At 65.0% G+C, this 25,364-nt stretch carries 24 protein-coding genes and 1 pseudogene; 10 read left to right on the forward strand and 15 right to left on the reverse strand.

All coding sequences use genetic code 11. The features are described from left to right. Window positions 1-238: 238 nt before the first annotated feature. From ACZBJS_RS17285 to ACZBJS_RS17295, 3 genes and pseudogenes are all read right to left on the reverse strand, one after another. A pseudogene (locus ACZBJS_RS17285) lies at window positions 239-481 on the reverse strand (DEAD/DEAH box helicase); the annotation flags it as partial. Window positions 482-804: 323 nt separating this feature from the next. Then, window positions 805-2,031 carry an ABC transporter substrate-binding protein gene (locus ACZBJS_RS17290; protein WP_463438928.1) on the reverse strand — a complete coding sequence of 409 codons (1,227 nt, stop codon included), beginning with the start codon at window positions 2,029-2,031 and terminating at the stop codon, window positions 805-807. A 178-nt stretch (window positions 2,032-2,209) separates the two neighbouring features. Beyond that, window positions 2,210-3,136, reverse strand: coding sequence for a class I SAM-dependent DNA methyltransferase (locus ACZBJS_RS17295; RefSeq protein WP_316398159.1), 927 nt, complete (start codon window positions 3,134-3,136; stop codon window positions 2,210-2,212). A gap of 130 nt (window positions 3,137-3,266) precedes the next feature. Here ACZBJS_RS17295 and ACZBJS_RS17300 point away from each other — a divergent pair, with 130 nt between their 5' ends. The 5 genes from ACZBJS_RS17300 (at window position 3,267) to ACZBJS_RS17320 (ending at window position 8,670) form a co-directional block, all read left to right on the forward strand. After that, window positions 3,267-4,325 (forward strand): ligase-associated DNA damage response exonuclease, encoded by a 1,059-nt coding sequence (locus ACZBJS_RS17300; protein ID WP_316398160.1) that lies wholly within the window; start codon window positions 3,267-3,269, stop codon window positions 4,323-4,325. Beyond that, a complete protein-coding gene (locus ACZBJS_RS17305) occupies window positions 4,322-5,974 on the forward strand; it encodes a cisplatin damage response ATP-dependent DNA ligase (protein WP_316398161.1) in 1,653 nt (550 codons plus the stop codon). The genes ACZBJS_RS17300 and ACZBJS_RS17305 overlap by 4 nt, the downstream gene beginning before the upstream one ends. 194 nt (window positions 5,975-6,168) lie before the next feature. Continuing rightward, a complete protein-coding gene (locus ACZBJS_RS17310; RefSeq protein WP_028334595.1) occupies window positions 6,169-6,474 on the forward strand; it encodes a DUF6460 domain-containing protein in 306 nt (101 codons plus the stop codon). Window positions 6,475-6,494: 20 nt separating this feature from the next. Further along, on the forward strand, window positions 6,495-7,229 hold the full coding sequence (locus tag ACZBJS_RS17315; protein ID WP_316398162.1) for an MBL fold metallo-hydrolase: 735 nt from the start codon (window positions 6,495-6,497) through the stop codon (window positions 7,227-7,229). Between the two features lie 115 nt (window positions 7,230-7,344). Next, on the forward strand, window positions 7,345-8,670 hold the full coding sequence (locus ACZBJS_RS17320; protein WP_316398163.1) for an MATE family efflux transporter: 1,326 nt from the start codon (window positions 7,345-7,347) through the stop codon (window positions 8,668-8,670). A 269-nt stretch (window positions 8,671-8,939) separates the two neighbouring features. On the opposite strand, the gene ACZBJS_RS17325 is transcribed toward ACZBJS_RS17320, so the two are convergent. Further along, a complete protein-coding gene (locus ACZBJS_RS17325) occupies window positions 8,940-10,037 on the reverse strand; it encodes a quinone-dependent dihydroorotate dehydrogenase (protein WP_225642147.1) in 1,098 nt (365 codons plus the stop codon). Beyond that, window positions 10,034-10,378, reverse strand: coding sequence for a DUF952 domain-containing protein (locus ACZBJS_RS17330; RefSeq protein WP_316398669.1), 345 nt, complete (start codon window positions 10,376-10,378; stop codon window positions 10,034-10,036). The genes ACZBJS_RS17325 and ACZBJS_RS17330 overlap by 4 nt, the downstream gene beginning before the upstream one ends. A gap of 199 nt (window positions 10,379-10,577) precedes the next feature. Between ACZBJS_RS17330 and ACZBJS_RS17335 the strand changes: the two genes are divergently transcribed. Beyond that, complete coding sequence (locus tag ACZBJS_RS17335) at window positions 10,578-11,231, forward strand: S24 family peptidase (RefSeq protein ID WP_016844853.1); 654 nt, start codon at window positions 10,578-10,580, stop codon at window positions 11,229-11,231. A gap of 182 nt (window positions 11,232-11,413) precedes the next feature. Here ACZBJS_RS17335 and ACZBJS_RS17340 read toward each other — a convergent pair whose 3' ends face one another. Beyond that, window positions 11,414-12,199 (reverse strand): class II aldolase/adducin family protein, encoded by a 786-nt coding sequence (locus ACZBJS_RS17340; RefSeq protein WP_316398670.1) that lies wholly within the window; start codon window positions 12,197-12,199, stop codon window positions 11,414-11,416. A gap of 260 nt (window positions 12,200-12,459) precedes the next feature. Here ACZBJS_RS17340 and ACZBJS_RS17345 point away from each other — a divergent pair, with 260 nt between their 5' ends. After that, entirely contained in the window at window positions 12,460-13,392 is a 933-nt protein-coding gene (locus ACZBJS_RS17345; protein WP_316398671.1) for a 2-dehydropantoate 2-reductase, read from the forward strand. Window positions 13,393-13,404: 12 nt separating this feature from the next. Here ACZBJS_RS17345 and ACZBJS_RS17350 read toward each other — a convergent pair whose 3' ends face one another. The 5 genes from ACZBJS_RS17350 to ACZBJS_RS17370 form a co-directional block, all read right to left on the reverse strand. Then, window positions 13,405-15,045 (reverse strand): lysine--tRNA ligase, encoded by a 1,641-nt coding sequence (locus ACZBJS_RS17350; protein WP_316398672.1) that lies wholly within the window; start codon window positions 15,043-15,045, stop codon window positions 13,405-13,407. Window positions 15,046-15,226: 181 nt separating this feature from the next. Continuing rightward, entirely contained in the window at window positions 15,227-16,252 is a 1,026-nt protein-coding gene (locus tag ACZBJS_RS17355) for a transporter substrate-binding domain-containing protein (protein WP_316398673.1), read from the reverse strand. 91 nt (window positions 16,253-16,343) lie between these two features. Beyond that, a complete protein-coding gene (locus ACZBJS_RS17360) occupies window positions 16,344-16,934 on the reverse strand; it encodes an SCO family protein (protein ID WP_316398674.1) in 591 nt (196 codons plus the stop codon). An 18-nt stretch (window positions 16,935-16,952) separates the two neighbouring features. After that, window positions 16,953-17,087 carry a hypothetical protein gene (locus ACZBJS_RS17365; RefSeq protein ID WP_276486903.1) on the reverse strand — a complete coding sequence of 45 codons (135 nt, stop codon included), beginning with the start codon at window positions 17,085-17,087 and terminating at the stop codon, window positions 16,953-16,955. 209 nt (window positions 17,088-17,296) lie between these two features. Then, window positions 17,297-17,764, reverse strand: a complete 468-nt coding sequence (locus ACZBJS_RS17370) for a hypothetical protein (protein WP_057016040.1) — start codon at window positions 17,762-17,764, stop codon at window positions 17,297-17,299. Between the two features lie 278 nt (window positions 17,765-18,042). Here ACZBJS_RS17370 and ACZBJS_RS17375 point away from each other — a divergent pair, with 278 nt between their 5' ends. Beyond that, a complete protein-coding gene (locus ACZBJS_RS17375) occupies window positions 18,043-19,701 on the forward strand; it encodes an FAD-binding dehydrogenase (protein WP_316398675.1) in 1,659 nt (552 codons plus the stop codon). Window positions 19,702-19,786: 85 nt separating this feature from the next. On the opposite strand, the gene ACZBJS_RS17380 is transcribed toward ACZBJS_RS17375, so the two are convergent. Both ACZBJS_RS17380 and ACZBJS_RS17385 read right to left on the reverse strand, forming a co-directional pair. Continuing rightward, window positions 19,787-20,146, reverse strand: coding sequence for a hypothetical protein (locus ACZBJS_RS17380; RefSeq protein WP_168858453.1), 360 nt, complete (start codon window positions 20,144-20,146; stop codon window positions 19,787-19,789). A gap of 219 nt (window positions 20,147-20,365) precedes the next feature. Then, the gene (locus tag ACZBJS_RS17385; RefSeq protein WP_316398676.1) at window positions 20,366-20,713 is read right to left on the reverse strand and encodes a winged helix-turn-helix transcriptional regulator; all 348 of its coding nucleotides are present in this window, start codon (window positions 20,711-20,713) and stop codon (window positions 20,366-20,368) included. A gap of 105 nt (window positions 20,714-20,818) precedes the next feature. Between ACZBJS_RS17385 and ACZBJS_RS17390 the strand changes: the two genes are divergently transcribed. Together ACZBJS_RS17390 and ACZBJS_RS17395 are read left to right on the forward strand one after the other, a co-directional pair. Continuing rightward, entirely contained in the window at window positions 20,819-22,270 is a 1,452-nt protein-coding gene (locus tag ACZBJS_RS17390) for a CDGSH iron-sulfur domain-containing protein (protein ID WP_316398677.1), read from the forward strand. 120 nt (window positions 22,271-22,390) lie between these two features. Further along, the gene (locus tag ACZBJS_RS17395) at window positions 22,391-22,741 is read left to right on the forward strand and encodes a RidA family protein (RefSeq protein ID WP_028334578.1); all 351 of its coding nucleotides are present in this window, start codon (window positions 22,391-22,393) and stop codon (window positions 22,739-22,741) included. A 76-nt stretch (window positions 22,742-22,817) separates the two neighbouring features. Here ACZBJS_RS17395 and ACZBJS_RS17400 read toward each other — a convergent pair whose 3' ends face one another. Continuing rightward, a complete protein-coding gene (locus ACZBJS_RS17400; protein WP_463438929.1) occupies window positions 22,818-23,975 on the reverse strand; it encodes an alpha/beta fold hydrolase in 1,158 nt (385 codons plus the stop codon). A gap of 279 nt (window positions 23,976-24,254) precedes the next feature. Further along, window positions 24,255-25,319, reverse strand: coding sequence for an aromatic ring-hydroxylating dioxygenase subunit alpha (locus ACZBJS_RS17405; RefSeq protein WP_316398678.1), 1,065 nt, complete (start codon window positions 25,317-25,319; stop codon window positions 24,255-24,257). Window positions 25,320-25,364 lie beyond the last annotated feature (45 nt).

Raw genomic sequence — 25,364 nt, forward strand, 5'->3', positions numbered from 1 at the left:
GATATCGCATGCTCGGCCCTCTGTGTCTCGACAACCAGAAAAGACCGATTTGCCTCGGTCCTGCCGAGCATGCACCGCGACACAGTGAATCATTCCCCGGACACCCCTGCCTGAAAGGGGGAGGGTTGGGGTGGGGGTCAGCCGCTCGCTCCGTGCCCGCGGCTGACCCCCACCCGTCGCGCTCGGTTGCGCTAGTGCGCCCCCGAGCGTGCCGACCTACCCCTTTCAGGGGGAGGTAAGAGTTCTTGCCCTGCCCCTCTCCACTCAACTCCACCAGTGTCGGCAAGAACCCCGCCAGCGTCTTGCCCGCTCCCGTGGGCGCGATCAGCAGCGCGGAGCGCTGCTCGCGCGCTTTCGCCAGCAGCGCGAGCTGATGCTCGCGCGGCGACCAGCCGCGTGAGGCAAACCAGTCGCGAAACCGGCGCGGCAGGAGATCGGCCGTTTCCGACGGCGGAACGGAAAAGAGATCGAGCGTCGACACGCCCAAGAGGTAGGTGGTTCAGGCGGCCTCGTCGAGGGCGGAGCGGAAATGGCGGCAGGTGGCAGGACTACCAGCGCGCTCCGTGCGCTGCGAAGCGCCTGGATGTCACCTCGCCCCGCCTGCGGGGAGAGGCATAGGCCGCCCTTGGCGGCCGTTCAAAGAAACGCCGAAGCGAAGCTTCGGCTATGTCGCATCGCCAGATGCGATCCGGGTGAGGGGGTAAAGGTCTTTCGACACACACCGCCTCGCGGAGGGAAGCCCCTCACCCCGCCCTCTCCCGGCAAGAGCGGGGCGAGGGAGACGAGAGAGCGGAGCTTACCCAACTACTCCGTCATTGGCTGGCCGGAGAGGTCCCAATCCTTGCCGTTGAAGATCGAGACATAGAGCGTCTTCATCGGCGTGTAGTCGTCGGGCGTGTAGCTGTAATTGATGCCATCAAGGAAATAGGGCGAGTGGAAACCGGCGAGCGTGGTGGCGTGCTTCAGCACGTTGGCGCGGGTCAGGTCGTCGCCGCAGCGGCGCAGGATTTCGCCCATCGTTGCCGCCTGGCCGTAGCCGGCGAAGGCGATGGTGTTGTCAGGGTCGATGTTCGGCAGGTACTTCTTGCGCAGCTCCTCGAACGCGATCACGTCCGGATCCTTCTCGTAGCGGGGTACGCCGACTTCCTTGTTGTAGCGAATCGCGACGATGTCCTTGGCGTTCTCGAGGCCCGCGGCGCTCAGGATCGAGCGACCGGTCGAGCCCGCCGACAGCAATTGCAGCGGCTTCCAGCCGAGTTCGGTCACCTTGCGGATCGACTGCGACGTCGCCTTGCCGGTGGTGATGTTGTAGAAGACGTCGGCGCCCGACTTCGAGAGATTGATGAGCTGCGAATCGACCGTCGGATCGGTGAGATCATAGGTCTGCTCCATGATCACCTGTGCCTTGCCGCCGGCATCGGCCAGCACCTTCTTGAACGGCCCGAGGAAGTCGCGGCCGAAATCATCGTTCTGGTAGAGGATGCCGACCTTGGCGTTCGGCTTCACGCTGACGACGTGCTTGGCGAGAACGCGTGCCTCGGTCGGATAGAGCGGCAGGCCCGCCATGGTCCATTTGAAATTCTTCGGGTCGTTCCACTTCGAGGCGCCGGTGTTCAACAGCAATTGGGGAACGCCCTTGGAATTGAGGTATTTATGCACGGAGGTCTGCGGCGCGGTGCCGAGCGAGCCATACAGCGCCAGCACCTCCTCCTGCTCGACCAGACGGCGCGTCGCCTCGACGCATTTCGGCGCGCTGTAGGCATCGTCCATGGTGAGGAATTTCACCTTGCGGTCGTTGATGCCGCCCTTGTCGTTCAGCATCTGGAAATAGGCTTCGCCGACGCGGCCCAGCACACCATAGAGCGAGCCGGGGCCGGAATGCGGAACGGTCTGGCCGAGCTTGATCTCGGTATCGCTCGCACCCGGATCGTACTTCTTGTCGGCGGCCCGGACGAAAGGCGCGGGCAGCACGGACGCGGCGATCACGGACAATGCAGTGGCGCCGAACTCGCGCCGTGTATGTTTTTTCATTATTTCTCTCCCTGAGACGAAAAGCTCTCTCGCATTCCGCTTTGCGCCGGGCAAGCGCGAAGTCACAGCTTTGCGGCGCAATGCCGCGTCACGGCAAATGCGTAGCGTGTAGACTCAAGTTTGGGTGCGTAACGTGAATGACTCTTCCCTTCTCCCCTTGTGGGAGAAGGCGAAGCGGTCACGGCTTGACCGCGACGGCGACGAGTCCGGGTGCCGGGATATTGTCTTCATTGCGCGCCGAGAGATCGTCGAGCTGGGCCAGCGTCAGCCCCGCGGCAGCGATGGAGTCGCGCACGTAAGCTGCGCTGTGGGCGTAGCGCAGTCCCTCGCCGATGATGACGCCTTCGCCGTCATGGGTCTCGGCCGTGAAGGCGAGCACGCCGCCCGCCACCAGCACACGGCTGGCCTCGGCGAGCACCGGCGCGAGATCGGCGACATAGACCATTGCATCCGCGGCCAGGATCAATTCGGCGCTGGCCTCGCGCCTGGCCGAAACGGCCTTCAACATGTCGTCGACCTCGAGCTCGGCATAGAGGCCGGTGGCGCGCGCCTTGTCGATCATGCGCGGCGACAGGTCGATGCCGATGAAGCGATCGACATGCCGGGCGAATGCGCCGGCCGCCAGCCCGGTGCCGCAGCCGAGATCGATCGCACGCTTGAAGAAGGCCGGTTTCTTTGCGCCCGCACGCACCGACAGCACCGCCTTGAACAGCAGTGCCGGGCCGCGATAGCCGAGATCGCCGACCAGCGCGGCCTCGAAGCGCGGCGCATATTGATCGAACAGCGTCTGGACATAGCCCGGCGGCATCGAACTGACGGCCTCGACGCCGAGCTGCATCAGACGAAGGCCGGCGCCATGCCGGTCTTCGGGATCGGCGTCGCGCGCGCCGCGGAACGCTGCGATCGCGGCCTCGCGCTGACCGAGCTCCAGGCGGATCTTGCCCAGCGTGTACCAGGCCGACGGGAATTTCGGCACAAGCTCGATTGCCTGTTCGAGCAGCTCGGCGGCAGCCGGCAGATCGCCCTTCAATTGCAGGTCGCGCGCGAACTCGTAGCGGCGGTCGGCGACGAGATCGCCGGAGGACAGAAACAGGCGGGGGGCCATTCGCTTTAAGGAACCAATCTCGGCCGGGTCCGGCCATCCATCAAAGCACGGACTTTTTCCGGAGATGGATGCACGGGTCAAGCCCGCGGATCCGGCTAAACATCGCGGATCGAGCGCCTATATAGGGGCGATGCGCCCGCAAGACATCCTGATGCCCGTCCCGGCCGGGCTTTGCTGCAAGCCCGGCGGCTTCCACATCGATCCTGTCAGGCCGGTCGAGCGGGCACTGATCACCCATGGCCATTCCGACCATGCGCGGGCGGGCCACGGCGCTGTGCTCGCGACCCAGGAAACGCTCGACATGATGCGGCTGCGCTACGGCGAGAACTTCGCCGGCTCTGTGCAGGCGATCGCCTATGGCGAGGAGATCAGGCTCGGCGACGTCACGGTGACGTTTCATCCCGCCGGTCATGTGCTGGGCTCCGCCCAGATATCGGTCACCTGCAAGGACACCCGCATCGTCGCCTCCGGCGACTACAAGGATGCGCGCGACCCGACCTGCGCGCCGTTCGAGCTGGTGCCCTGCGACGTCTTCATATCAGAGGCGACGTTTGGATTGCCGGTGTTCCGCCATGGCGATGCCGCCGGCGAAGTAAACAAGCTGCTGGCCTCGGTCAAACTGTTCCCGGAGCGCGCGCATCTGGTCGGCGCCTATTCGCTCGGCAAAGCGCAGCGCGTGATCGCGCTGCTGCGCGAGGCCGGCTACGACGCGCCGATCTACCTGCATGGCGCGATGGAGAAGATCACCTACTACTATCAGGAGCGCGGCATTGCGCTCGGCGAGCTCCGGCCCGCGCGCGGCATGAAGAAGGCCGAGCTTGCCGGCACCATCACGCTGGCACCGCCAAGCGCGACATCCGATGTCTGGACGCGCCGCTTTCCCGATCCAGTCACCGCATTCGCCTCGGGCTGGATGCGCGTGCGCGCCCGGGCCAGGCAAGGCGGCGTCGAGCTGCCGCTGGTGATCTCGGATCATGCCGATTGGGAGGGGCTGACGGCGACGATCGCCGCCACTGGTGCCGGCGAGATCTGGGTCACCCACGGCCAGGAAGATGCGCTGGTGCATTGGTGCAAGACCAGGGGCCTTGCCGCGCGGCCGCTCGATCTGGTCGGCTATGGCGACGAGGATGAAGGCGAGACGGCCGCACTGACCGGCGAGGCCCAGCCCGCCGGCGAGGCGGAAACATGAACCGTTTTGCCGAGCTGCTCGACCGCCTCGCCTACGAGCCCGGCCGCAACAACAAGATCAAGCTGCTGGTCGCCTATTTCCGCGAGACCGAGGACCCCGACCGCGGCTACGCGCTGGCGGCGCTGACCGGCGCGCTGTCGTTCAAGCACGCCAAGCCGGGCCTGATCCGCGACCTGATCACCGAACGCGCCGATCCGGTGCTGTTCGGCTACTCCTATGATTACGTCGGCGACCTCTCGGAGACGGTCGCGCTAATGTGGCCGAAGGCGGAGCTGCCGGGCCACAACAACCCGCCTCCCCCGACGCTGACTGATGTCGTCATCACGCTGCGCACGCTCGGCAAGGCCGAGCTGCCGGCGCAGCTGGCGCGCTGGCTGGACGAGCTCGACGAGACCGGGCGCTGGGCGCTCTTGAAGCTCGTCACCGGCGCGATGCGGATCGGGATCTCGGCGCGGCTGGCGAAGACCGCGGCGGCGGCGCTCGGCGACAAAGACCCGCACGAGATCGAGCTGCTGTGGCCGGGCCTGTCGCCGCCCTATCTCGACCTATTCGCCTGGCTCGAGGGCCGCGGAGACAAACCGGTCAACCGCGACCCTGCGCCGTTCCGCCCGGTGATGCTGGCGCACGCGATCGAGAATAGCGATTTCGCCAATCTCGACGCCGCCGATTTCAGCGCGGAATGGAAATGGGACGGCATCCGAGTGCAGGCGGTGTCCGGCCGCGATGCGCGCGGGCACGTCCAGGCGCGGCTCTATTCGCGAACCGGCGAGGATATCACCGGCAGCTTTCCGGATCTGGTGCCGTCGCTGCATCTGCCCGGCGCGATCGACGGCGAATTGCTGGTGCTGCGCGACGGCCGCGTGCAGACCTTCAACGTGTTGCAGCAGCGACTGAACCGCAAAGTCGTTTCGCCGAAGCTGATCAAGGAATTTCCGATCCATCTGCGCGCCTACGACCTGCTCGGCGACGACGAGAGCGATTTGCGCGAGCTGCCCTTCACCGAACGTCGCGCGCATCTCGAAGGCTTCGTCGCCAAGCTGAATGATCCGCGCATCGATCTGTCGCCAACCGTCCCGTTCGCGAGCTGGGAAGAGCTGGCCGCGGCGCGCGCCGATCCCAAGAGCGCCGGCGCCGGCGACGATGCCGACGCGGTCGAAGGCGTGATGCTGAAGCGGCGCGACGCGCCCTATCTGCCCGGACGGCCGAAGGGCCCGTGGTGGAAGTGGAAGCGCGATCCGCACATCATCGACGCCGTGCTGATGTATGCCCAGCGCGGCCACGGCAAGCGCTCGTCCTATTACTCCGACTATACGTTCGGGGTCTGGACCCGTGGTGATGCCGGCGACGAGCTGGTGCCGGTCGGCAAGGCCTATTTCGGCTTCACCGACGAGGAGCTGTTGCAGATCGACCGTTTCGTCCGCCGCAACACCACCGAGAAGTTCGGCCCGGTGCGGCATGTCGTGCACGAGCCGGATCAGGGGCTGGTGCTGGAGGTCGCCTTCGAGGGCTTGCAGCGCTCGCCGCGTCACAAGTCCGGCGTCGCAATGCGCTTCCCCCGGATCAGCCGCCTCCGCTGGGACAAGCCGCCGCGCGAAGCCGACCGGCTGGAGACGCTTGAACGGATGTTAATCTCCATGACAGGAAGTTAAATCCCAAGCGCGCATGACAGCCCTTGATCGCGGTGCGCGGGTTTCCCATGTGCACCGCCGTGACCTATAATGCGGGCGATTCCGTTAGACCTCGGTTCTGATGGGATCAGAATCGAGGTCTAGGTTTTGTTTTGACGCGTTTTCTTCACGCGAACCGGTGCCCACTTCGCGCGAAAACGCTATTGGAGACAGCAATGCCAAACGACATCCGGGACTTGCCGGCCGGCCGGAGTGACGGCCTGTACCGCTTTCTCGGCGGATCGCCGCTCTCTGTGGCGTTCCGGTTGATTTTGCTGTCGATTCTGGTCGGTGTCGTGCTCGCCGCGATCGGCCTCGATCCATGGAACATCCTCAACAGCATCCGCAGGCTGTTCCAGAGCATCTGGGATTTCGGCTTCGATGCGATCAACTGGGCCTGGCGCTACTTCCTGCTCGGCGCCGTCATCGTGATTCCGATCTGGCTGTTGTCGCGGCTGTTCGGCGCGCCGCGCGGCCGCTGATCTCAGGGAGTTCGCAGCCGATGCAATTGCGATTTGTCGGCTGCGGCGATGCATTCGGCTCCGGCGGCCGCTTCAACACCTGTTTCCACGTCAGCGGTGCGCGCAGCAATTTCCTGATCGATTGCGGTGCCTCATCGCTGCCGGCGATGAAGCGGCTCGAGATCAACCGCGACGCGATCGACCTGATCCTGATCACGCATTTCCATGGCGACCATTTTGCCGGCCTGCCGTTCTTCCTGCTCGACGCGCAGTTCTCCCGCCGCACCCGGCCGCTGGTGATCGCAGGGCCCGAAGGCATCGAAACGAAACTGCCTGCGGTGATGGAGGTGATGTTCGAGCATTCCTCCAAAACCAAACAACGCTTCGATCTATCCGTCGTTACGCTGGCGCCGCGCGAAACGCGCAGCTTCGGCGAGGTGACCGTGACGCCCTACCCTGTCGTGCATGGCGAGTCCGGCGGGCCGTTCCTCGCGTACCGCGTCGAGGCGGAAGGCCGCATCATCAGCTACAGCGCCGACACCGAATGGACCGACGCGCTGATCCCGGCGGCGCAGGACGCCGACCTCTTCATCGCCGAAGCCTATACTTACGACAAGATGGTCAAGAACCATCTCAGCCTGAAGACGCTGGAAGCGCATTTGCCCGCCATCAACGCCAGGCGCGTGGTGCTGACCCATATGAGCGACGACATGCTCGGCCGCATCGACGATTTGCCCTACACGGCGGCGAGCGACGGCATGGTCGTGGCGCTCTGACCAAGCAATGCCTTGCCCCGCCGATCTTCCGCCATCGCATTGCTCTGAGAACAATTCCGGCATGGTCGCGCGACGGATGTCGCGATAGAAACGGATATTCCTTGCAATTGTAGCCATGCACGCACCCATCCACCCGAAGATCACGACGCGTCAGGTGTTCGCCATCGCCGGCCCCGCGATGGTCGCCAACCTGACCACGCCGCTGATCGGCATCGTCTCGACCACCGCGATCGGCCGCCTCGACGACGCCGCGCTGCTCGGCGGCGTGGCGATGGCCTCGGTGATCTTCGACTGCCTGTTCTGGCTGTTCGCCTTCCTGCGCATGAGCACGCTGGCCTTCACCGCACAGGCGCAGGGCGCCGGCGAGATCAAGGAATATGCCGCCATCCTGGTGCGCGGCTTCATCGTCGCCGGCCTGATCGGCGCGGCGCTGATCGCGCTGCAGGTGCCGCTCGCCGCGGTCACGTTCCAGCTGATGGGCGGCAGCGAAGGCGTCACGCGCGCGGCCAAAGCCTATTTCATGATCCGGATCTGGTCGGCGCCGCTGGCGCTCGCCAATTACGTCATCCTCGGCTGGCTGGTCGGCCAGGCCCGCGCCAATCTGGCGCTGGCGCTGCAGATCGTGATCAATTTGATCAACATGGCCGCGACCGTGCTGCTGGTGCAGGTCTACGGCGCCGGCATTGCCGGTGCCGCGATCGCCGCCGTGCTCGCCGAGACCGCCGGTTTCGCCGCCGGCATCGTGGTGGCGTGGCGGATCTCGCAAGGCGGCTTCGCCGTTCCCGCGGCGACGCTGTTCGACCGCGCCAAGCTGATGCGCATGCTGGCAGTCAATCGCGACATCATGGTCCGCACCGCGGCGCTGATCGTCGTGTTCCTGTTTTTCACCGCCAAGGGCGCGCGCGAAGGCGACGTGACGCTGGCGGCGAATTCGGTGCTGAACAATTTCCTGCTGGTCAGCGCCTTCTTCCTCGACGGTCTCGCCAATGCCGCCCAACAGCTGTGCGGCCGCGCCTTCGGCGCGCGCGATCCACGCGGCTTTTCCGATTCGACCCGGCTGGTGTTGCTGTGGGGCATCGGCTTTGCGCTGGCGGTGTCGGTGCTGTTCGCGCTGTTCGGACCGGCGCTGATCAATCTGATGACGACCAGCGACGACGTGCGCCGCTATGCGCGCGAGTTCCTGCCGTTCGTGATCCTGGCACCCCTGCCCGGCGTGTTCGCGTTCGGCTTCGACGGCATCTATGTCGGCGCCACCTGGGCGCGCGAGATGCGCAATCTGATGCTGGCCTCGCTTGCGATCTTCCTCGCCACCTGGTGGGCGCTCAGCTCGTTCGGCAACACCGGCCTGTGGATCGCGCTGCTCGGCTTCTACGTCGCGCGCGGCGGCCTGCAGGGCCTGCGCTATCCGGCGCTGCTCAGGAAGACGTTCAAGACGGCGTAAGTCCGTAACCCGGATGCAGCGAAGCGAAATCCGGGGTCTGCATCCGCGGGAAGTCCGTCCCGGATTGCGCTTCGCTTCATCCGGGCTACGAAGTTCTCTTCCCCTTCCCCCTGAAAGGGGGAAGGTCGGGATGGGGGTCAGCCGCAGGCGACGCAGCTCATGGAGAGAGCTGATCCCCACCCGCTTTGCTCTGGCGAGCAAAGCGACTTCCCCTTTTCAAGGGGAGGTTAGGGCGCAGCCGGATTTCGCTTCATCCGGGCTACCCGCACCTACCTCACCGGCCACTCCTCGGCTGTAATCGTCGCCGCATCGGCGCCGACGATTTCCGACAGCGAGTCGCGGCCGGTGCGCAGCAGGGTCGAGGACAGATCGCGCTTGATGTCGTCGACGAGGCCAAGGCCCTTGTAGACCAGCGAGGAATAGAGCTGGATCAGGCTGGCCCCGGCACGAATCTTGGTCAGTGCGGCGCCGCCGCTATCGATGCCGCCGACGCCGATCAGCGGAAACGCGCCTTCGACACGGACATAGGTCTCGGCCACCATCCGCGTCGACAGCCGGAACAGCGGACGGCCCGACAGGCCGCCCTGCTCCTTGGCGCGATTCTCCTCGCGCAAGGTCGAGGGCCGCGCCAGCGTGGTGTTGGCGACGATCATGCCGTCGACGCGGCGCGAGCGGGCGATGTGCACGACGTCGTCGAGCTCGGCGAGGCTGAGGTCGGGCGCGATCTTGAGCAGGACCGGCGAATCGCCGGCGTTCTTGCGCACGCGCTCGCGGGTATCGATGACCCGCGCCAGCAGATCGTCGAGCGCCGCCGATTGCTGCAGATTGCGCAGGCCGGGCGTGTTCGGCGAGGAGACGTTGACGGTGAAATAGCTCGCGACCGGCGCAAACGTCTCGATCAGCTTCACATAATCGGCTGCGCGGTCGGGCGAATCCTTGTTGGCCCCGACATTGACCCCGACGATGCCGCCGGCGCTGGCGCGCGCGGCGAGCCGCCGCAGCACGGCCTCCGCACCGTCATTGTTGAAGCCCATGCGGTTGATGACGGCCTCGTCGCGCTCCAGGCGAAACAGCCGCGGCCGCGGGTTGCCGCCTTGCGGCTTCGGCGTCACCGAGCCGATCTCGACAAAGCCGAAGCCGAGCCGCAGCAGCGCGTCGGGCACCTCCGCGCTCTTGTCGAAGCCCGCCGCCATGCCGATCGGATTTGGAAAGTTGAGTCCGAAGGCGCGCACCGCGAGCTTGGGATCATCCGGCCGCTGCCGGATCGGCGGCAGCAGCTTCAGGCCCTGGATCGCCATGCGATGGGCATCCTCGGGATCGAACCAACGCAGCAGCGGCAGCGAAAAGGCGTCGAAGGCACGGATCACGGCTTGAGCTCCGGAACGTCGTGGCCACCGTCGGAGCGCGCGCGCAGGTCGAGGATCTCGGTGACGGCGCCGAGGTCGAGCTCGCCATAGAGATGCGGGAACAGCTCGTCATTGCGCGACCGCTCCCAGCGCAGGGCATCGCCCAGCGCATCGGCATCGACCGCGACCAGGAACAGGCCGGTTTGCCCGTGGTAGTGCTTGCGCGCGGTCTCGGCCACCTGTGAGGCGGTGGAAAAATGGATGAAGCCGTCGCGTTTGTCGTCGGCACTGCCCCGGTATACGCCCTGCCGCTCGGCCTCGCGCCAGGCCGAAGCGAGGGTGATTTTGTAGATCATCGGCACGGGCCGGCCTTCCCTTTTGTCCTTGAGTCCCTTGGGTTTTATCCGGATTTGAGGGGAAATGCCCCAGACGCCATCTGGCGAGCGAGGGACCGTATCGGCGGCGGCGGCGCAACTCAAGCGGTGCCGGGGCACATCGGCCGACAGATTTGCGAAAACGCCAAGTTTCAGGCAATAATTCCTACCATCCGGGATACCCTCGATGGCCAAACAGCCCAAAGCCACCCGACCGCTGACCCACGCGCAGGTCTGGGCCGCGCTCGACCGGCTCGCCGAACGCGCCGGGCTGTCGCCGTCGGGCCTTGCCAAGCAGTCCGGCCTCGACCCCACCACCTTCAACAAATCCAAGCGCGTGACCGGCGACGGGCGCGAGCGCTGGCCCTCGACCGAATCGCTCTCCAAGGCGCTGGCCGCGAGCAATGCCAGCATGGAGACCTTCGTGCAGTTGCTCGGCGATGGCGCGCGCGGCGGACAGTCGGTGCCGCTGATCGGCTTCGCGCAGGCCGGAGCCGGCGGCTATTTCGACGACAGCGGCTTTCCCGCCGGCAAGGGCTGGGATGAAGTGGCGCTACCGGCGACGTCAGACGAACACGCCTATGCGCTGGAGATCGAGGGCGACTCGATGAAGCCGGCCTATCGCGAAGGTGACATCATCGTGGTGTCACCCGCGACCGCGATCCGCCGCGGCGACCGCGTGGTGGTGCGCACGACCGGCGGCGAGGTGATGGTGAAAGAATTGAGACGCCGCACCGCCAAGATGCTCGAACTCGCATCACTCAATCCGGAGCACCCCGACCGCATGCTCGATGCCGAGGAAGTCGCGTGGATCGCACGCGTGGTGTGGGCGAGCCAGTGATTGGGCAGGTAAACGCCGACGTCGTCCCGGGCAAGCGAAGCGCGACCCGGGACCCATAACCACCACTCATTGTGCTTGAGCGAGCTGGGGCCACAGCTGGCTTCGACAACATGACCCTGTGGTTATGGGTCCCGGCTTTCGCCGGGACGACGGCGGAGGTTGCGGCGCGCTCCCTGCCAGCCTTACGTCGCGTAGTCCGGTTCCTTGCGATCCAGCATCCGCTTCAGCGCATCGAAATGCCGCTGCGCCGGGGACGGGCCGTTGTAGAGATGGTCGTCGCGGAAATCGCGCTTGGTCTTCTCCACCACATGCTGCGGCAATTGCTTGAGCGGCTGCTGGGTCCACATCGCGTAGATCTGCACCTGTGCCGCGCGCTCGATGTAATAGAGCCGGTCATAGGCATCGGCGACCGTCTCGCCGACGGTCGAGATGCCGTGATTGGCCATGAACAGGATGGTCTTGTTGCCGATCACCCTGGCGAGCCGCGCGCCTTCCTCTGGATCAAGCGCGGGGCCGGTGTAGAGATCGTCATAGGCAATCGCCTCCGACAGCCCGACCTCGGTCTGGCCGATCTCCTTGATCCGCGGATCCTCGAGCCGCGTCAGCGCGCTCGCATAGGGCATGTGGGTGTGGAACACCGCCTTGGCCTGCGGCAGCGCCTTGTGGACCGGCGCATGGATGCAATAGCAGGAGCGCTCGACCTCACCCTCGCCGCGCTTCACCTCGGCATCGTCGATGCCGACCTCCATGAAGGAGGATGCTGTCACCTCCGACCAGTGCATGCCGAACGGGATCTGGTAGTAGCGGTCGGTGCGGCCGGGCACCACCAAGGTGAGGTGGTTGAAGATACCTTCCGAAAAGCCGTGGATGTAGGCGAGCCGATGCGCCGCCGCGAGATCGACCCGCGCCTGCCATTCCTCGGCGCTCGAACTGTCCTGCAGCGATGTCGGCGAAACCCTGAACTGCATGCGCATGCTCCCATCTGTGCCGGCCTCTCGGCGGAGGCCGTGCTGATTTTATGGATACAAGTGTAGCGCAATCCGGCGCCAGGCTCCGGTGAAATTGCCGATGGCCTGCTATCCGAATTTTGCGGGCTCGGCGTCATTATGTGATGATGCGCTGCGAAGACCGCGGATCGGCGGCTTCGTTGGCTGCGGCGGAAAGCCACATGAGCGGCCTGCACTTTCCAACCCAACGTAACACACTCCGCAAAGCCCAGAGTTACGCAATGACAGGACCATCCGACCGCAAGACCATCGCCATCGTCGGCCTCGGCAGCATCGGCGGCATCATCGCCGGCCTGCTGCGCGCGGTCGACAAGCATGACGTGATCGCCTGTGTCCGGCGGCCGCTCGATCGGCTCACGGTCGAGCGGGCGGAGGGCACGGTGGAAGTGCCGCTGCGCGCCCTCACCGATCCGGCAGCGGCTACGCCGGTCGACTGGGTGTTGTTGTCGACCAAGGCGCAGGACACGGAATCGAGCGCGCCCTGGCTGCAAAGGCTGTGCGGGCCGCGGACGCGCGTCGCGGTGCTGCAGAACGGCATCGGCCACGCGGAGCGGCTGGCGCCATTGGTCGGCGCCGCCACGGTCGTGCCGACCATCGTCTATTACAACGGCGAGCGGCTGGCGCCGGATCGCGTCCGTTTCCGCCGCGCCGGCGAGCATGAATTCGCGGTTGCCGATGACACAGACGGACGCGCGTTCGAAGTGCTGCTGGATGGCACGGCGATGCGCGTGCGGCGCTCCGCCGATTTCACCACGCTGGCGTGGCGCAAGCTTCTGCTCAATGCGGTCGCCAATCCGATCACCGCGCTCACCTTGCAGCGGCAGGCGGTGTTCCGCCGCGCGGACGTCAAGGCGTTGTGCCGCGCCATCCTCGAGGAGGCCGCGAATGTCGGCCGCGCCGACGGCGCCCAGCTCGCGCCCGACGAGGCCGAGCTGATGCTGGCGACGTTGTTGACCTATCCGCCAGACGCCGGCACCTCGATGTATTTCGATCGTGTCGCGGGACGCCCGTTCGAAGCCGACGCTCTCACCGGCGCGATCGTCGCGGCCGGCGAACGGCACGGCGTGCCGACGCCGCTCAACGGCCTGCTGCTGACGCTGTTGCGCGCCACCAGCGACGGCCTGCGCGACGCGGCGCAGGCCGAGCGGCGATGAGCGGCGCGATCCCTACGACGACCGCGCCAGCGCGCCGTCGATCATGTTGACCGCGTTCTGCACGCCGTAGACCGCGACGAAGGAGCCGAAGCGCGGGCCCTTCTCCTGGCCGAGCAGCACCTGGTAGAGCATGTTGAACCAGTCGAGCGAGACGCCCGGACGGCCGTCCTTGCCCTTCTTGACCATGTCGAGGAACGGCTCGCGGCGGCCGATCTCATAGACCACGTTCTGGATGTCTTCCGCGCTCGCGTTCGCCGGCATGTTGGCGAGCGCATCGCGCAGATCCTGCAGCGCGGCGCGCTCTCCCTCGGTCGGCTCGCGGAACTGCTTGGTCGGCGCCACGAAGTCGCGATAGTAGTTGATGGCGTAGCCGACCATCGCATCGAGCTTCGGATGGGTCTGCGGCGTCACGCCCGGCCGGTAGCGGCCGATGAAGCCCCACAGTGTCTCGGCATTCTCCGCGTTCGACGACGACACCAGCGTCAGCAGCAGCTGGAAGGTGACGGGCATGTCGGCCTGCGGCGGCTTGCCGGAATGGATGTGCCAGACCGGATTCTGCAGCTGCTGCCGCGCTTCCTGCCGCGTGAAGCCGTCGAGGAATTGCTGGTAGTCGTCGACATTGCGCGGAATGACGTCGAAATAGAGCCGCTTCGCCGCCTTGGGTTCGCGATACATGAACAGCGACAGCGATTCCGGCGAGGCATAGCGCAGCCACTCGTCGATCGTCAGGCCGTTGCCCTTCGACTTCGAGATCTTCTGGCCCTTCTCGTCGAGGAACAGTTCGTAGTTGAAACCTTCCGGCGGCGTGCCGCCGAGCGCCGAGCAGATCTTGCCCGACAGCTTCACCGAGTCGATCAGGTCCTTGCCGGCCATTTCATAGTCGACACCGAGCGCGTACCAGCGCATCGCCCAGTCCGGCTTCCATTGCAGCTTGCAGCGGCCGCCGGTGACAGGAACCGTGACGGTCTCCTTGCTATCGGGGTCTTCATACGAGATCGTGCCGGCCTTGGCGTCATGCGCCGTCACCGGCACGTAGAGCACAAGGCCGGTGCGCGGACAGATCGGCAGGAACGGCGAGTAGCTCGCCGCGCGCTCCTCACGCAGCGACGGCAGCATGATCGCCATCACCTTCTCGATCCGCTCCAGCATGCGCAGCAGCGCGGCATCGAAGCGGCCGGAGGTGTAGTACTCGGTCGAACTCGCGAACTCGTAGTCGAAGCCGAACTGGTCGAGAAAGGCGCGCAGCCGCGCATTGTTGTGCTGGCCAAAGCTCGGATGGGTGCCGAACGGATCGGGCACCTTGGTCAGCGGCTTGCCGAGATGCCGCTCCAGCAGCTCCTTGTTCGGCACGTTGTCCGGCACCTTGCGCAGGCCGTCCATGTCGTCGGAGAAGGCGAGCAGGCGCGTCTTGATCTTGTCCTCGGTGAGCACGCGGAAGGCGTGGCGCACCATCGTGGTGCGCGCGACTTCGCCGAACGTGCCGATATGCGGCAGGCCCGACGGGCCGTAGCCGGTCTCGAACAGCACCTCGTCCTTGGGATTTTTCTTCAGCCGCGCCACAATCGCTTTCGCCTGCTCGAACGGCCAGGCGTTGGATTGTTCGGCGAGCGCCCGCAGGTCGCTCGGGCTGGCAGAAGGATCAATCACGGACATTCCTCAGGTTCTCTCCAAAAAGGCCGCGAAAACTAACGCTTTCGCGGCAAAATGCAAAACGACGGGACGTTTGTCGTCATTCCGGGGCGATGCGCAGCATCGGACCCGGAATCTCGAGATTCCCCGGGGTGCAATTGCACCCCTGAGGTCTGGTCCTACGGACCATCCCGGAATGACGAACTCAGAACGGGCTGACCGAGAAATAGCGCAGCCACAGATCGGTGAAGCGGCCTTTTTCCCAGATCCGGAACAGCGCCCAGTTCAGCGACTGCCGGAGCAGGTCGTTGCCCTTGCGGACGGCGATGCCGACGCCCTCGCCGAAATAGCGGCTCTCGACAAAGGGGCCGCCGGCAAAGGCGCAGCATTCGGCGGAATCGGTGCCGTTGATCCAGAACGCGAGCGAGATCGCATCGCCGAAGATGAAGTCAACCTCGCCGCGGCGCAGCGCCGCGCGCAGCGCGTCGTTATCCGGATAGGAATGGATCTCGGCGTCGGTGAACATCGCCTTGAGGTAGGCCTCGTGCGAGGTCCCGGCGATGACGCCGACCTTCTTGCCCTCGAGATATTCCGGGCGGATTTCCGGCATCGCGTTGTCACGGCGCGACACGAAGCGGGCCGGCGCGCGGTAATAGGGATCGGTGAAATCGACCTTGGCGCGCAGCTGCGGCGTCACGGCCATCGACGCGATGATGGCGTCGCCCCGGTTGGTCGCCAGGGCATCGATCAGGGTCTCGAAGCGGCGCATCTGGATGGTGCAGGTGACCTTGATCTCGTCGCAGAGCGCGCGCGCCAGGTCGACGTTGAAACCGGCCGGATTGCCGTCGGGACCGGTGAAATTGAACGGCGGATAGTCGGTCTCGGTCAGAAAGCGGATCACGGTGAGGCGCGACAGGTCCGGGCGGTCCGGCCGGCGCCGCGGGTCCCAGAAACCCGGCACCGCCTGCGGCGCGGCCTCGGTAGCTTTGGAGGGCATGGTCGGGGCCGGCGGGGCGGCAGCGGCCGGTGGTGTTGCGGGCGCCGTTTGCGCAGGGGCCGCCTTGGTGGGCGGAGCCGGAGCAGGAGCCGTCTTGGCTGCCGGCGCCTGTGCGGGGGGTGTCTGTGCAATTGCAGGGTACGCCAAGGCCAGCAAGGCAGCCGCGATCATGCCCGCGGCCAGGCGAAGCTGGCGCGAACGGACGGCAAAGGGCTGGACAGGCGGATTTGGCATAACCGGCAATTTCAGGAAATTGAACGGCTTATAGCCGAATCGGCGCCTGAAGCGAGCGCCGATTGGGTTAATTCTGAACCGGAAATGGCGATCAGAGGTACCGTTTGAGATCGGCCGCCGCTTCTTCCGGCGTCCGTTTCAGATTGAACGGCGCGACGAAATGACCGTCGCGGTCCATCAGATAGATCAGCGCGGTGTGGTCCATCGTGTAGTCGCCATCCTTCAGCGGCACTTTCTTGGCGTAGACACGATAGCTCGACAGGACCTTGGTGATCGCGGCGGGATCGCCGGTCAGGCCCTTGAGGTGCGGATCGAAGCTCGACAGGTAATCCTTCATCGCGGTGGCGGTGTCGCGTTCCGGATCGACCGAGACGAAATAGGCATTCACGCGATCGGCGTCCTTGCCCATCGCCTTCAGGACCTCCGAGATCTCGAACAGCGAGGTCGGGCAGATGTCCGGGCAATGGGTGAATCCGAAGAAAATCAGGGTCGGCTTGCCCTGGAGGTTCTTGTCGGTAACGGTCTGGCCGGACTGGTCGGTGAGCTGGAACGCCCCGCCGATCGCGGCCGGCGCGGCAACGGTGCGCAAGCCGCCGATCGCCCACAGCATGAGGAACAGGCCGACCGCCAGACTGCCCGCGAAGGCAGCGAAGATCACCAATGGGCGCGTGGTCCGGGGCATGATGCGAGGGCGTCCTTGTCAGAAGCAGGCGGAGATGCCGGCCGTGATCATTTCGAAAAACACCGCGGTCCCGTAGTGGAACCAGAGCGCGGCAGCGGCAAGCAGGGCCAATCCGCCGATGCCGGCCGCACCCCACAGGATCGCAGACGCCACCCGGGTCTGTGGAGCCGTTACGAGCTCGGATCGGGTGGAGATCGGCTGAACCATGAGGCTGAGATAAGCCGGGTTCCGGCAGGCAGCAAGCGCAATGGCGGTCGCAGGCCGTCAAATGATGGCGAGCTAATCCGGTGCCGGCGCGTTCATGCCCCGGCGTCTGCCGAGGCCAATGGCCGACGAGGGTCAAGCAGAGAAGCAGCCGGAGCTTAGTGCGCGGGCTTCGGCGCCGAGGCCTGGGCGTTGAGGTAGCACGGCTTGTACAGCGCCTGCAGTTGCTTGCCGCGCAGGAAGATCATGCGCCGGGTCAGGCCACCACGCCCCGAAATCCATCTGCGTACCGCCGGCGGATACATCAGGTACAGCATATGGGTGGCTTCGGGATTAGGGACCGGACGGCCGTTATCGCCGTAATCCCAGGCTGCGTGGAAGCCGAGGCTGGCGTGCGAGGTCACACAAATCCGGTCGTGAGGAACCTTGCCGAGCACGATGGTGCAGGCCGAGGCACACAGCCCGTCGATGATGACCGTCTCGCCCGAAGTCCGCAGGTCCTGATACCTGTCGACATAGACGCCGATCTTGCCGCCGCGATCGTCGGCGATCCTGACTACAGCTTGAGACACCCCCATTCCCGCCAGCAGGAGAACCGCAGCGAGCAACCCCGTCATCAACTTCATTTTGGCCAGCCCCAGTCGAAACCGAATCTGTTTGGTCTGTGATGCAAGACAATCGTGAGCGTGTTGCGCGCGCGGATTTTTGTCCAGACGAGTGAAGCCGGTCAAAACAAATTCAAATTGGGTGTTGCGCGCACGCTGCAGTGAAAGTGGGGAAAGGTCCCAAACTGGAACAGCGCGGCGCACGTGCTTGGTGCTCCGCCGCCACAGGCAAGGTCCATTTGGCGTTGACCGCACGCAATGAGGCGGTCTTGAATCTCGGCGGGACGGGGGACCTGAACATGGCTGACGATGCAGATGTGATCGTGATTGGCGCGGGGCTTGCCGGTCTCGTGGCCGCAACCGAGATCGCCGACGCAGGCAAGCGCGTGATCGTGCTCGACCAGGAAGGGGAACAAAGCATCGGCGGCCAGGCCTTCTGGTCGTTTGGCGGCCTGTTCCTGGTCGATTCGCCGGAGCAGCGCCGGCTCGGCATCAAGGATTCGGTCGAGCTCGCATTACAGGACTGGATGGGCACCGCCGGTTTCGATCGCGAAGAGGATTACTGGCCGCGCAAATGGGCCGAGGCCTATGTCGCATTCGCTGCGGGCGAGAAGCGCGACTGGCTGCGTGCCATGGGCCATCGCATCTTCCCGGTGGTCGGCTGGGCCGAGCGCGGCGGTTACGACGCGATGGGCCATGGCAATTCGGTGCCGCGCTTCCACGTCACCTGGGGCACCGGACCCGGCATCGTCGAGCCGTTCGAACGCCGCGCGCGCGAAGCCGCGAAAAGCGGACGGCTGGTATTCAAGTTCCGCCACCGCGTCGATGCGCTCAGTGTCACCAACGGTGTGGTCGACGGCGTCAGCGGCGCGATCCTGGAACCGAGCTCGGTCGAGCGCGGCAAGAGTTCCTCGCGCAACGCCGTCGGCGATTTTTCCTTCCGTGCGCCTGCGGTAATCGTCGCGTCCGGCGGCATCGGCGGCAATCATGATCTGGTGCGGCAGAACTGGCCGAAGCGGCTTGGCGAGCCGCCCAAATTCATGATCTCCGGCGTGCCCGAACATGTCGACGGCCGCATGATCGGCATCACCGAGGCGGCGGGCGGCCGGCTGATCAACCGCGACCGCATGTGGCACTATGTCGAGGGCATCCGGAACTGGAACCCGATCTGGCCGCGTCACGGCATCCGGATCCTGCCGGGTCCGTCGTCGCTGTGGTTCGACGCGACGGGCACGCGGCTGCCGGCACCGCTGTTCCCGGGCTCCGACACGCTCGGGCAACTGCACTACATCATGGGCACCGGCTACGATTATTCGTGGTTCATCCTGACCCAGAGCATCATCAAGAAGGAGTTCGCGCTGTCGGGCTCGGAGCAGAACCCGGACCTTACCGGCAAGAGCTGGCGCATGACGATCAAGCGCGCCACCAACAAGGGCGCGCCGGGGCCGGTGGAGGCGTTCAAGCAGCACGGCGCCGACTTCATCGTGCGCGACAATCTCGCCGATCTGGTCGGCGCCATGAACAAGCTCGCCGGCAACGACCTGTTGCAGCTCGACGCCATCAAAAACCAGATCGAGGCGCGCGATCGCGAGATCACCAACCCCTACGTCAAGGATGCGCAGGTGATGAACCTGCACAATGCGCGGCGCTATATCGGCGACAAATTGATCCGCACCGCGAAGCCGCACCGGATCCTCGATCCCGAGCACGGCCCGCTGATCGCGGTGAAGCTCAACATCCTCACCCGCAAGACGCTCGGCGGGTTCGAGACTGATCTCGAGTCGCGCGTGTTCAGCAACGATCACCAGATCATCCGCGGCCTCTACGCGGCTGGCGAAGCCGCCGGCTTCGGCGGCGGCGGCGTGCACGGCTATCGCTCGCTGGAAGGCACGTTCCTCGGCGGTTGCCTGTTCTCGGGCCGCAACGCGGGACGTGCGGCGGCGAAGGCGGTGAACTGAGGCGTGCTACTCCGAGATTCAGTCGTTGGCCCGCCGGCGTGAACCGGCGGGCTTTTCAGCGGAAGTTCCCCGAGCCGTGTTGCGATCAGGCCGTCTTGGTGAAAAGCGTCAGGATGCCGTTGGTGAGATTGACCGCGACAACTTGTGCCGAGCTGAGGCCCTTCGCCTTCAGCGCGGATACCGCTTCTTCAGACGCGTCGATGGAACCGCGAAGGTTCCGCAGGTCGTCTTCGCTTGCCTTTGCGACGACAGCCTCGACCTTCGACCGGGCGTCGGGCTTGAGTTCCTTGATGTCCACGACCTGGATGCTCCGGATGGCGGTGGGCTGATCAGATTGAGCCTGCGGCATCGCCTTCGGTTGCGTTCCCTGCACCTGCGCCCAGGCAGGTGTTCCAAGCGAGAGCGCCGCAACGATGACGGATGCCGTAGAGATACGGATGTGCATGAGCATTCCTTGTGTTGATTGCCCCCAACATCCGGCGAGAACGCACTCTTCTCGCTTAAGGTTCCGGCCGGAAATCCGTTCGTCGCAGGGGCGCTGCCAAAATATCGAAAACAACCCCATGCAAAGTAGCCGGCGGTAGCCAGCGTTCGACCAGACAACTTGACACGTCCGGCAACTCAGGGGTATTATTCTAATATTCCGAAATTACGCATTCTTGCTCTAGTCCGCCTCCGCGCTGAGGAAGCGGACGCCGAACGTATCGGCGTTGGCTTCGCCCCAATCGTAGAGTGCCTGCAGCATCGGCTTCAGCATCTCGCCGCGCTTGGTCAGGCAATAGCGCGAGGAGCCGCCGCCGCGCTCCTGCCTGACGAAGCCTGAATTGCAGAGATCGCGCAGGCGCTCGGTCAACACCTTGTCGCTGAGCTGCGGGATGTCGTGGCGCAATTCGCCGTAGCGCATCGGCCGGACCTTCAGCCGGCTCAGGATCACGGTCTTCCATTTGCCGCTGAGCTGATCGATCGAGAACTCGACCAGGCAACCATATTTGCGCTTGGTCTTGCGGATCATTGCAACTCTCCCGCGGCACTTTCCATCTGGTTCGTTGAGAGCCGCCATTGATCCATCTAAGCACGCATTGCACGGGTTGGGCGAGTTCAGGGATCATTGCAAGGCATGACGGACGACAATTCCGCCCAAGGTCCAAGCGACAAGCAACAGCCGCGCAAACGCATCGTCGTCAGACGCAACGGGCCCTACGAACCGGAGCCCGGCATTCCGATCGTCGATCATCTCGGCGTGCCGATCGCAGCCGAGGCGCCAATGCGGCTGTGCCGCTGCGGACAATCGCAGACCAGGCCGTTCTGCGACGACAGCCACGTCGCGCGCGGCTTCACCGACGCGAGGGATCCGCGGCGCGCGCCGGACAGGCTCGAGGTCTATGCCGGGCAGCAGGCGTTCGTGTTCGACAATCGCGGCACCTGCGCGCATTCCGGCTTCTGCACCGACCGTCTCACCTCCGTGTTTCGTCTCGGCGAGCAGCCTTTCATCGCACCCAGCGGGGCGCGGTTTGACGACCTCCTCAACGCGGTGCGCAGATGCCCCTCGGGCGCGCTTGGCATCGGTATCGGCCCCAAGCGTGACGCCAGCCTGTCCGACGTCAGCAGGCCGCCGCAGATCGAAGTGTCGAAAGACGGGCCCTATCGCGTCACCGGCGATGTCGAACTGGTCGATGAGGATGGCGCGCCGATCACACAGAACGCGGGCGCGTCGCAAGAGCATGTCAGCCTGTGCCGCTGCGGCGCGTCGCTGAACAAGCCGTTTTGCAGCGGCATGCATTGGAACGTCGCGTTTCGCGATCCCGATCCCGATCCGATGCGCGAGCCGACGCTGTTCGAATGGGCCGGCGGCTATCCGGCGCTGCTCGACATGACGCGCATCTTCTACAGTCGTTACGTGCCGGAAGATCCGCTGCTCGGTCCGCTGTTCGCCGAGATGTCGCCGGACCATCCGGAGCGGGTGGCGGCGTGGCTCAGCGAGGTGTTCGGCGGCCCGCGCTTCTACACCGAGCGCTATGGCGGCTATCGGCGGATGGTGTCGCAGCACATCGGCAAGGAGATCCGGCCGGAGCAGCGCACATTGTGGGCGACCTACATGGTGCAGAGCGCCGACGATGCGGGCTTACCGAGCGATCCGGAATTCCGCGCCGCCTTCGTCGCCTATATCGAATGGGGCTCGCGGATCGCGGTGGAGAATTCCGGCGCCGGCGCGGCACCGCCGCCGAACATGCCGGTGCCGCGCTGGTGGTGGGTCTGCAACGCGACGCCGGCCGCACGGCCGTCCACAACCGCGAGCGATACGCAGGCCGCAAACGACATCAGCGTGGCACTCCCCGGCCCCGGCGAGGCCGTGCAATTCGAACAACACATCCGACCGCTGTTCCGGCCGATGGACCGCAGTTCGATGCTGTTCGGCTTCGATCTCTGGAACGAGGCGGATGTCGCCAGGCATTGCCGGCAGATACTGGCCCGCCTTGAGGCCGGCACCATGCCGTGCGACGGCGCATGGCCGGCCGAGCGAGTGGCACTGTTCGCGCGCTGGGCGAATGGGCAGAATCCGCCGACCTGATTGCGCCGAGCCGATCTCGGAGCAATTTCGAGCGATTTCGGTGAACGGCGCTGCAAATTGTGCAGTGGCGGCGCTCGCTCTGGCAGGTTAGACAGTGCCCGCCATTCAGTGGAGACCCAAATGAGCATTCAGCGTTTCGAAACCGGCCCGCGCATGAGCCAGGCCGTCGTGCACGGCAACACCGTCTATCTCGCCGGCGTCGTCGCCGGCAAAGCCGCGGGCGGCAGCGTCACCGACCAGACCAAGGACATCCTGTCGATCATCGACGGCCACCTCGCCAAGGCCGGCACCGACAAGTCGAAGCTGCTCAGCGCGACGATCTACATCACCGACATGAAGACGTTCCCGGAAATGAACGCGGTGTGGGACGGCTGGGTCTCGCAGGGCAACACCCCGGCCCGCGCCACCGTCGAGGCCAAGCTGGCGGCGCCGCAGTACAATGTCGAGATCATGGTTGTCGCGGCGAAATAGACGCGACGCACGTCATCCAAAGGATACCGGATGCCCCGGATTGCAAAGCGCAATTCGGGGCATTTTCATCTAGCACTCACGCGCTGATCCGCGCTCGCTCGCCCGCAGCCTCACCGAGATCGGACTGAAGCCAGCGGGCAATCCGGCGCCATGAACCGGCGAGAGCCTTGCAGCCCATGAACAGTCCGAGGTGACCACACGGCTCGGTATGGCATTGCAGCCACGCGGGCGGCGTGGCCAAGAGCCGCGCTGTCGCAAATGCCTGGTCGGGCGGAACAACGATGTCGTTCTCTGCGGCGAGCAGGAAGACGGGCTGCTTCACGGCAGCGAGATCGACCTTGCAGCCAAGCGCAACGAAGTCTCCAGCCGCGATCCGGTTCTGGCGAAAGATCCAGTCGGTCACTTCGAGGTAGTAGGTGCCCGGCAGATCGAGCGTCTCGTCATTCCAGCGCGTGAAGCGATCGAGCAACGCCCGCGCATCCTCCGAATTGCGGTCGAGCCGCCTCTGCAGCGCCGCTTCCGCGTCACGCATGGTGAACGGGATGCTCCAGGCCTGCAGCATGTGCTTGCCGCTGATGATCCCATCCCCCTGACGGACCAGCGCCTCGAAGCCTTGCGGTGGAAGCGAGGCGACCATCCGGGAAAGCTCCGACGGTACCGAGACGTCGACCGGGCTGCCGGCAAGCACAAGCCGCCGTACCTTGCCGGGAAAGCGCGCCGCATAGAGCAACGACAGCCAGCCGCCCTGACAGAGACCTGCAAGGTCGACCGGCGGCCCGATCGTGTCGACGGCCACGTTGAGATCGGACAGAAAGGTGTCGATCGAGAAATATCGCATCTCCGGTGCCGCCGAGCGCCAATCCGTGAGATAGAGACGCGCAACGCCAGCCTTCTGGAACGCCTCCATCAGGCTGTGGCCGGGGGCAAGATCCGCAATCTGCGCGCGATGCAGCGCATAGGGCGCGCAGACCAGCAGCGGCCGGCCTTCGGCCGCTCTCGAGAAATCCAGCAGGCACATCGACGGCAGTTGAAGCGCGACCGAATGGGCTGTCGTCCAGGGCAGCGCCGCCGCTTCGCCCGGCGAATCCGTGGGCTCGGGCGGACGGTTAGGGTACCACTGCGAGTATATGTCCAGCGCCAATCGCGCGGCTTCAAACGGCCATAGCCAGGCGTCCTGCGCCCAGCCGGTGCTCGCACTTCGATCCGATCGATCCGTCTTTTCGGGCAAGCTCATTCACCGATTGATCGCTACCGGGATGGTCTGGCCAACGCGGGTCACCTTCACGCCGACAAATTCAGGTCGGATCAGTTTACGCCAAACCGGCTGGAGCGGCAGCCACGCCGGGATGTCACGATCTCGCGACCCCGGCGCCGCTTGCTGCCAAGCAGCAAACGTCCGTCGTTTCAGCGGACCAAAGCGCGATGAGATTGGGTTGAATCATCATCGCGCTTTAGCTCCTTGTTTGAGCATGATCTTTTCGGAAAACCGCTCCACACTTTTCCGGATCATGCTCTAGGCGGCGCGCGCCGTGCCCTTCTCCGCCTCGAGCTTGCGCGCGAACAGCCAGCGGAAATAGGTCAGCGGCGCATCGGCGCCGATCGCGAGCAGCTGATAGTCCGGATCGGCGTCGAACACGCGCTGCTGCGCCTCGATGATATCCTTGTCCTCGTTGAACCCTTCCTCGAGGCTGTGCCGCAGCGACAGCGCGATGTTCGGATTGTCGATGTCGAAATCGTGCAGATAATTCCAGAAGAAGTGTGTGGTCGAGCGCGTCTCCGGCGTCATGAACTGCGCGTTGCGATACGACCGCGTGCCCGGAACCTGGACGCCCTTCTCGACGCCCTGCCCCGCCGGCGCAAACGTGGTGTCGAGCGTGAAGATGCCGGGCACGATCATGCGGCCGATATTGCGGCGGTCGATCTTATCGGTTTTGTTCGAGATCACCTTCTTGTGGTAGGGCGGCGGCTCGGCGCCCATGTGCCAGCGCTCGACACGGAAACCGTCGTCCAGCTTCTCGATCGCGACCGGCTTGGTCTGGTAGGCGTATTCCTCGGAGCCGCCGAGCGTGTTGGTGTGCACGAAGGCGAGATGCGCGAAGTCGCTGAGGTTGTCGACAATCAGGAGCCAATTGGCCTTGTAGTGCATGTAACCCGGCAGGCCGCGCCATCTGGGATCCTCGAGCGGCGGATAGTCGAGGATCAGTTTCGGATCGGCCTTCTCCGGATCGCCGGTCCAGATGAAGATCAAATTGTAGCGCTCGACCACGGGATAGCTGCGCACGCCGAGCTTCGCGGGGATCGTGTCCTGGCCGGGAATCTGGATGCATTTGCCGTCGGCAGCGAACTTCATGCCGTGGTACATGCACCTGATGTCGTCGCCCTCGATGCGTCCCATCGAAAGCGGCGCGGCGCGATGACAGCAGCGGTCGTCCAGCGCGACGACTTTGCCGCTCGACCCGCGATAGAGCACGATCGGCCGTTCCAGGATGGTGCGCGCGACCATCTTGCCGTCGATCAGTTCGTGATTCCACGCCGCCACGTACCAGGTGTTGCGCAGGAAAATTCCGTCGTCAGCCATCTCACCCTCCCGATGCAAGATTTGGTTGCGACGAGGTTAGGTGAT

This window comes from Bradyrhizobium sp. KZN70725 (assembly GCF_055264925.1).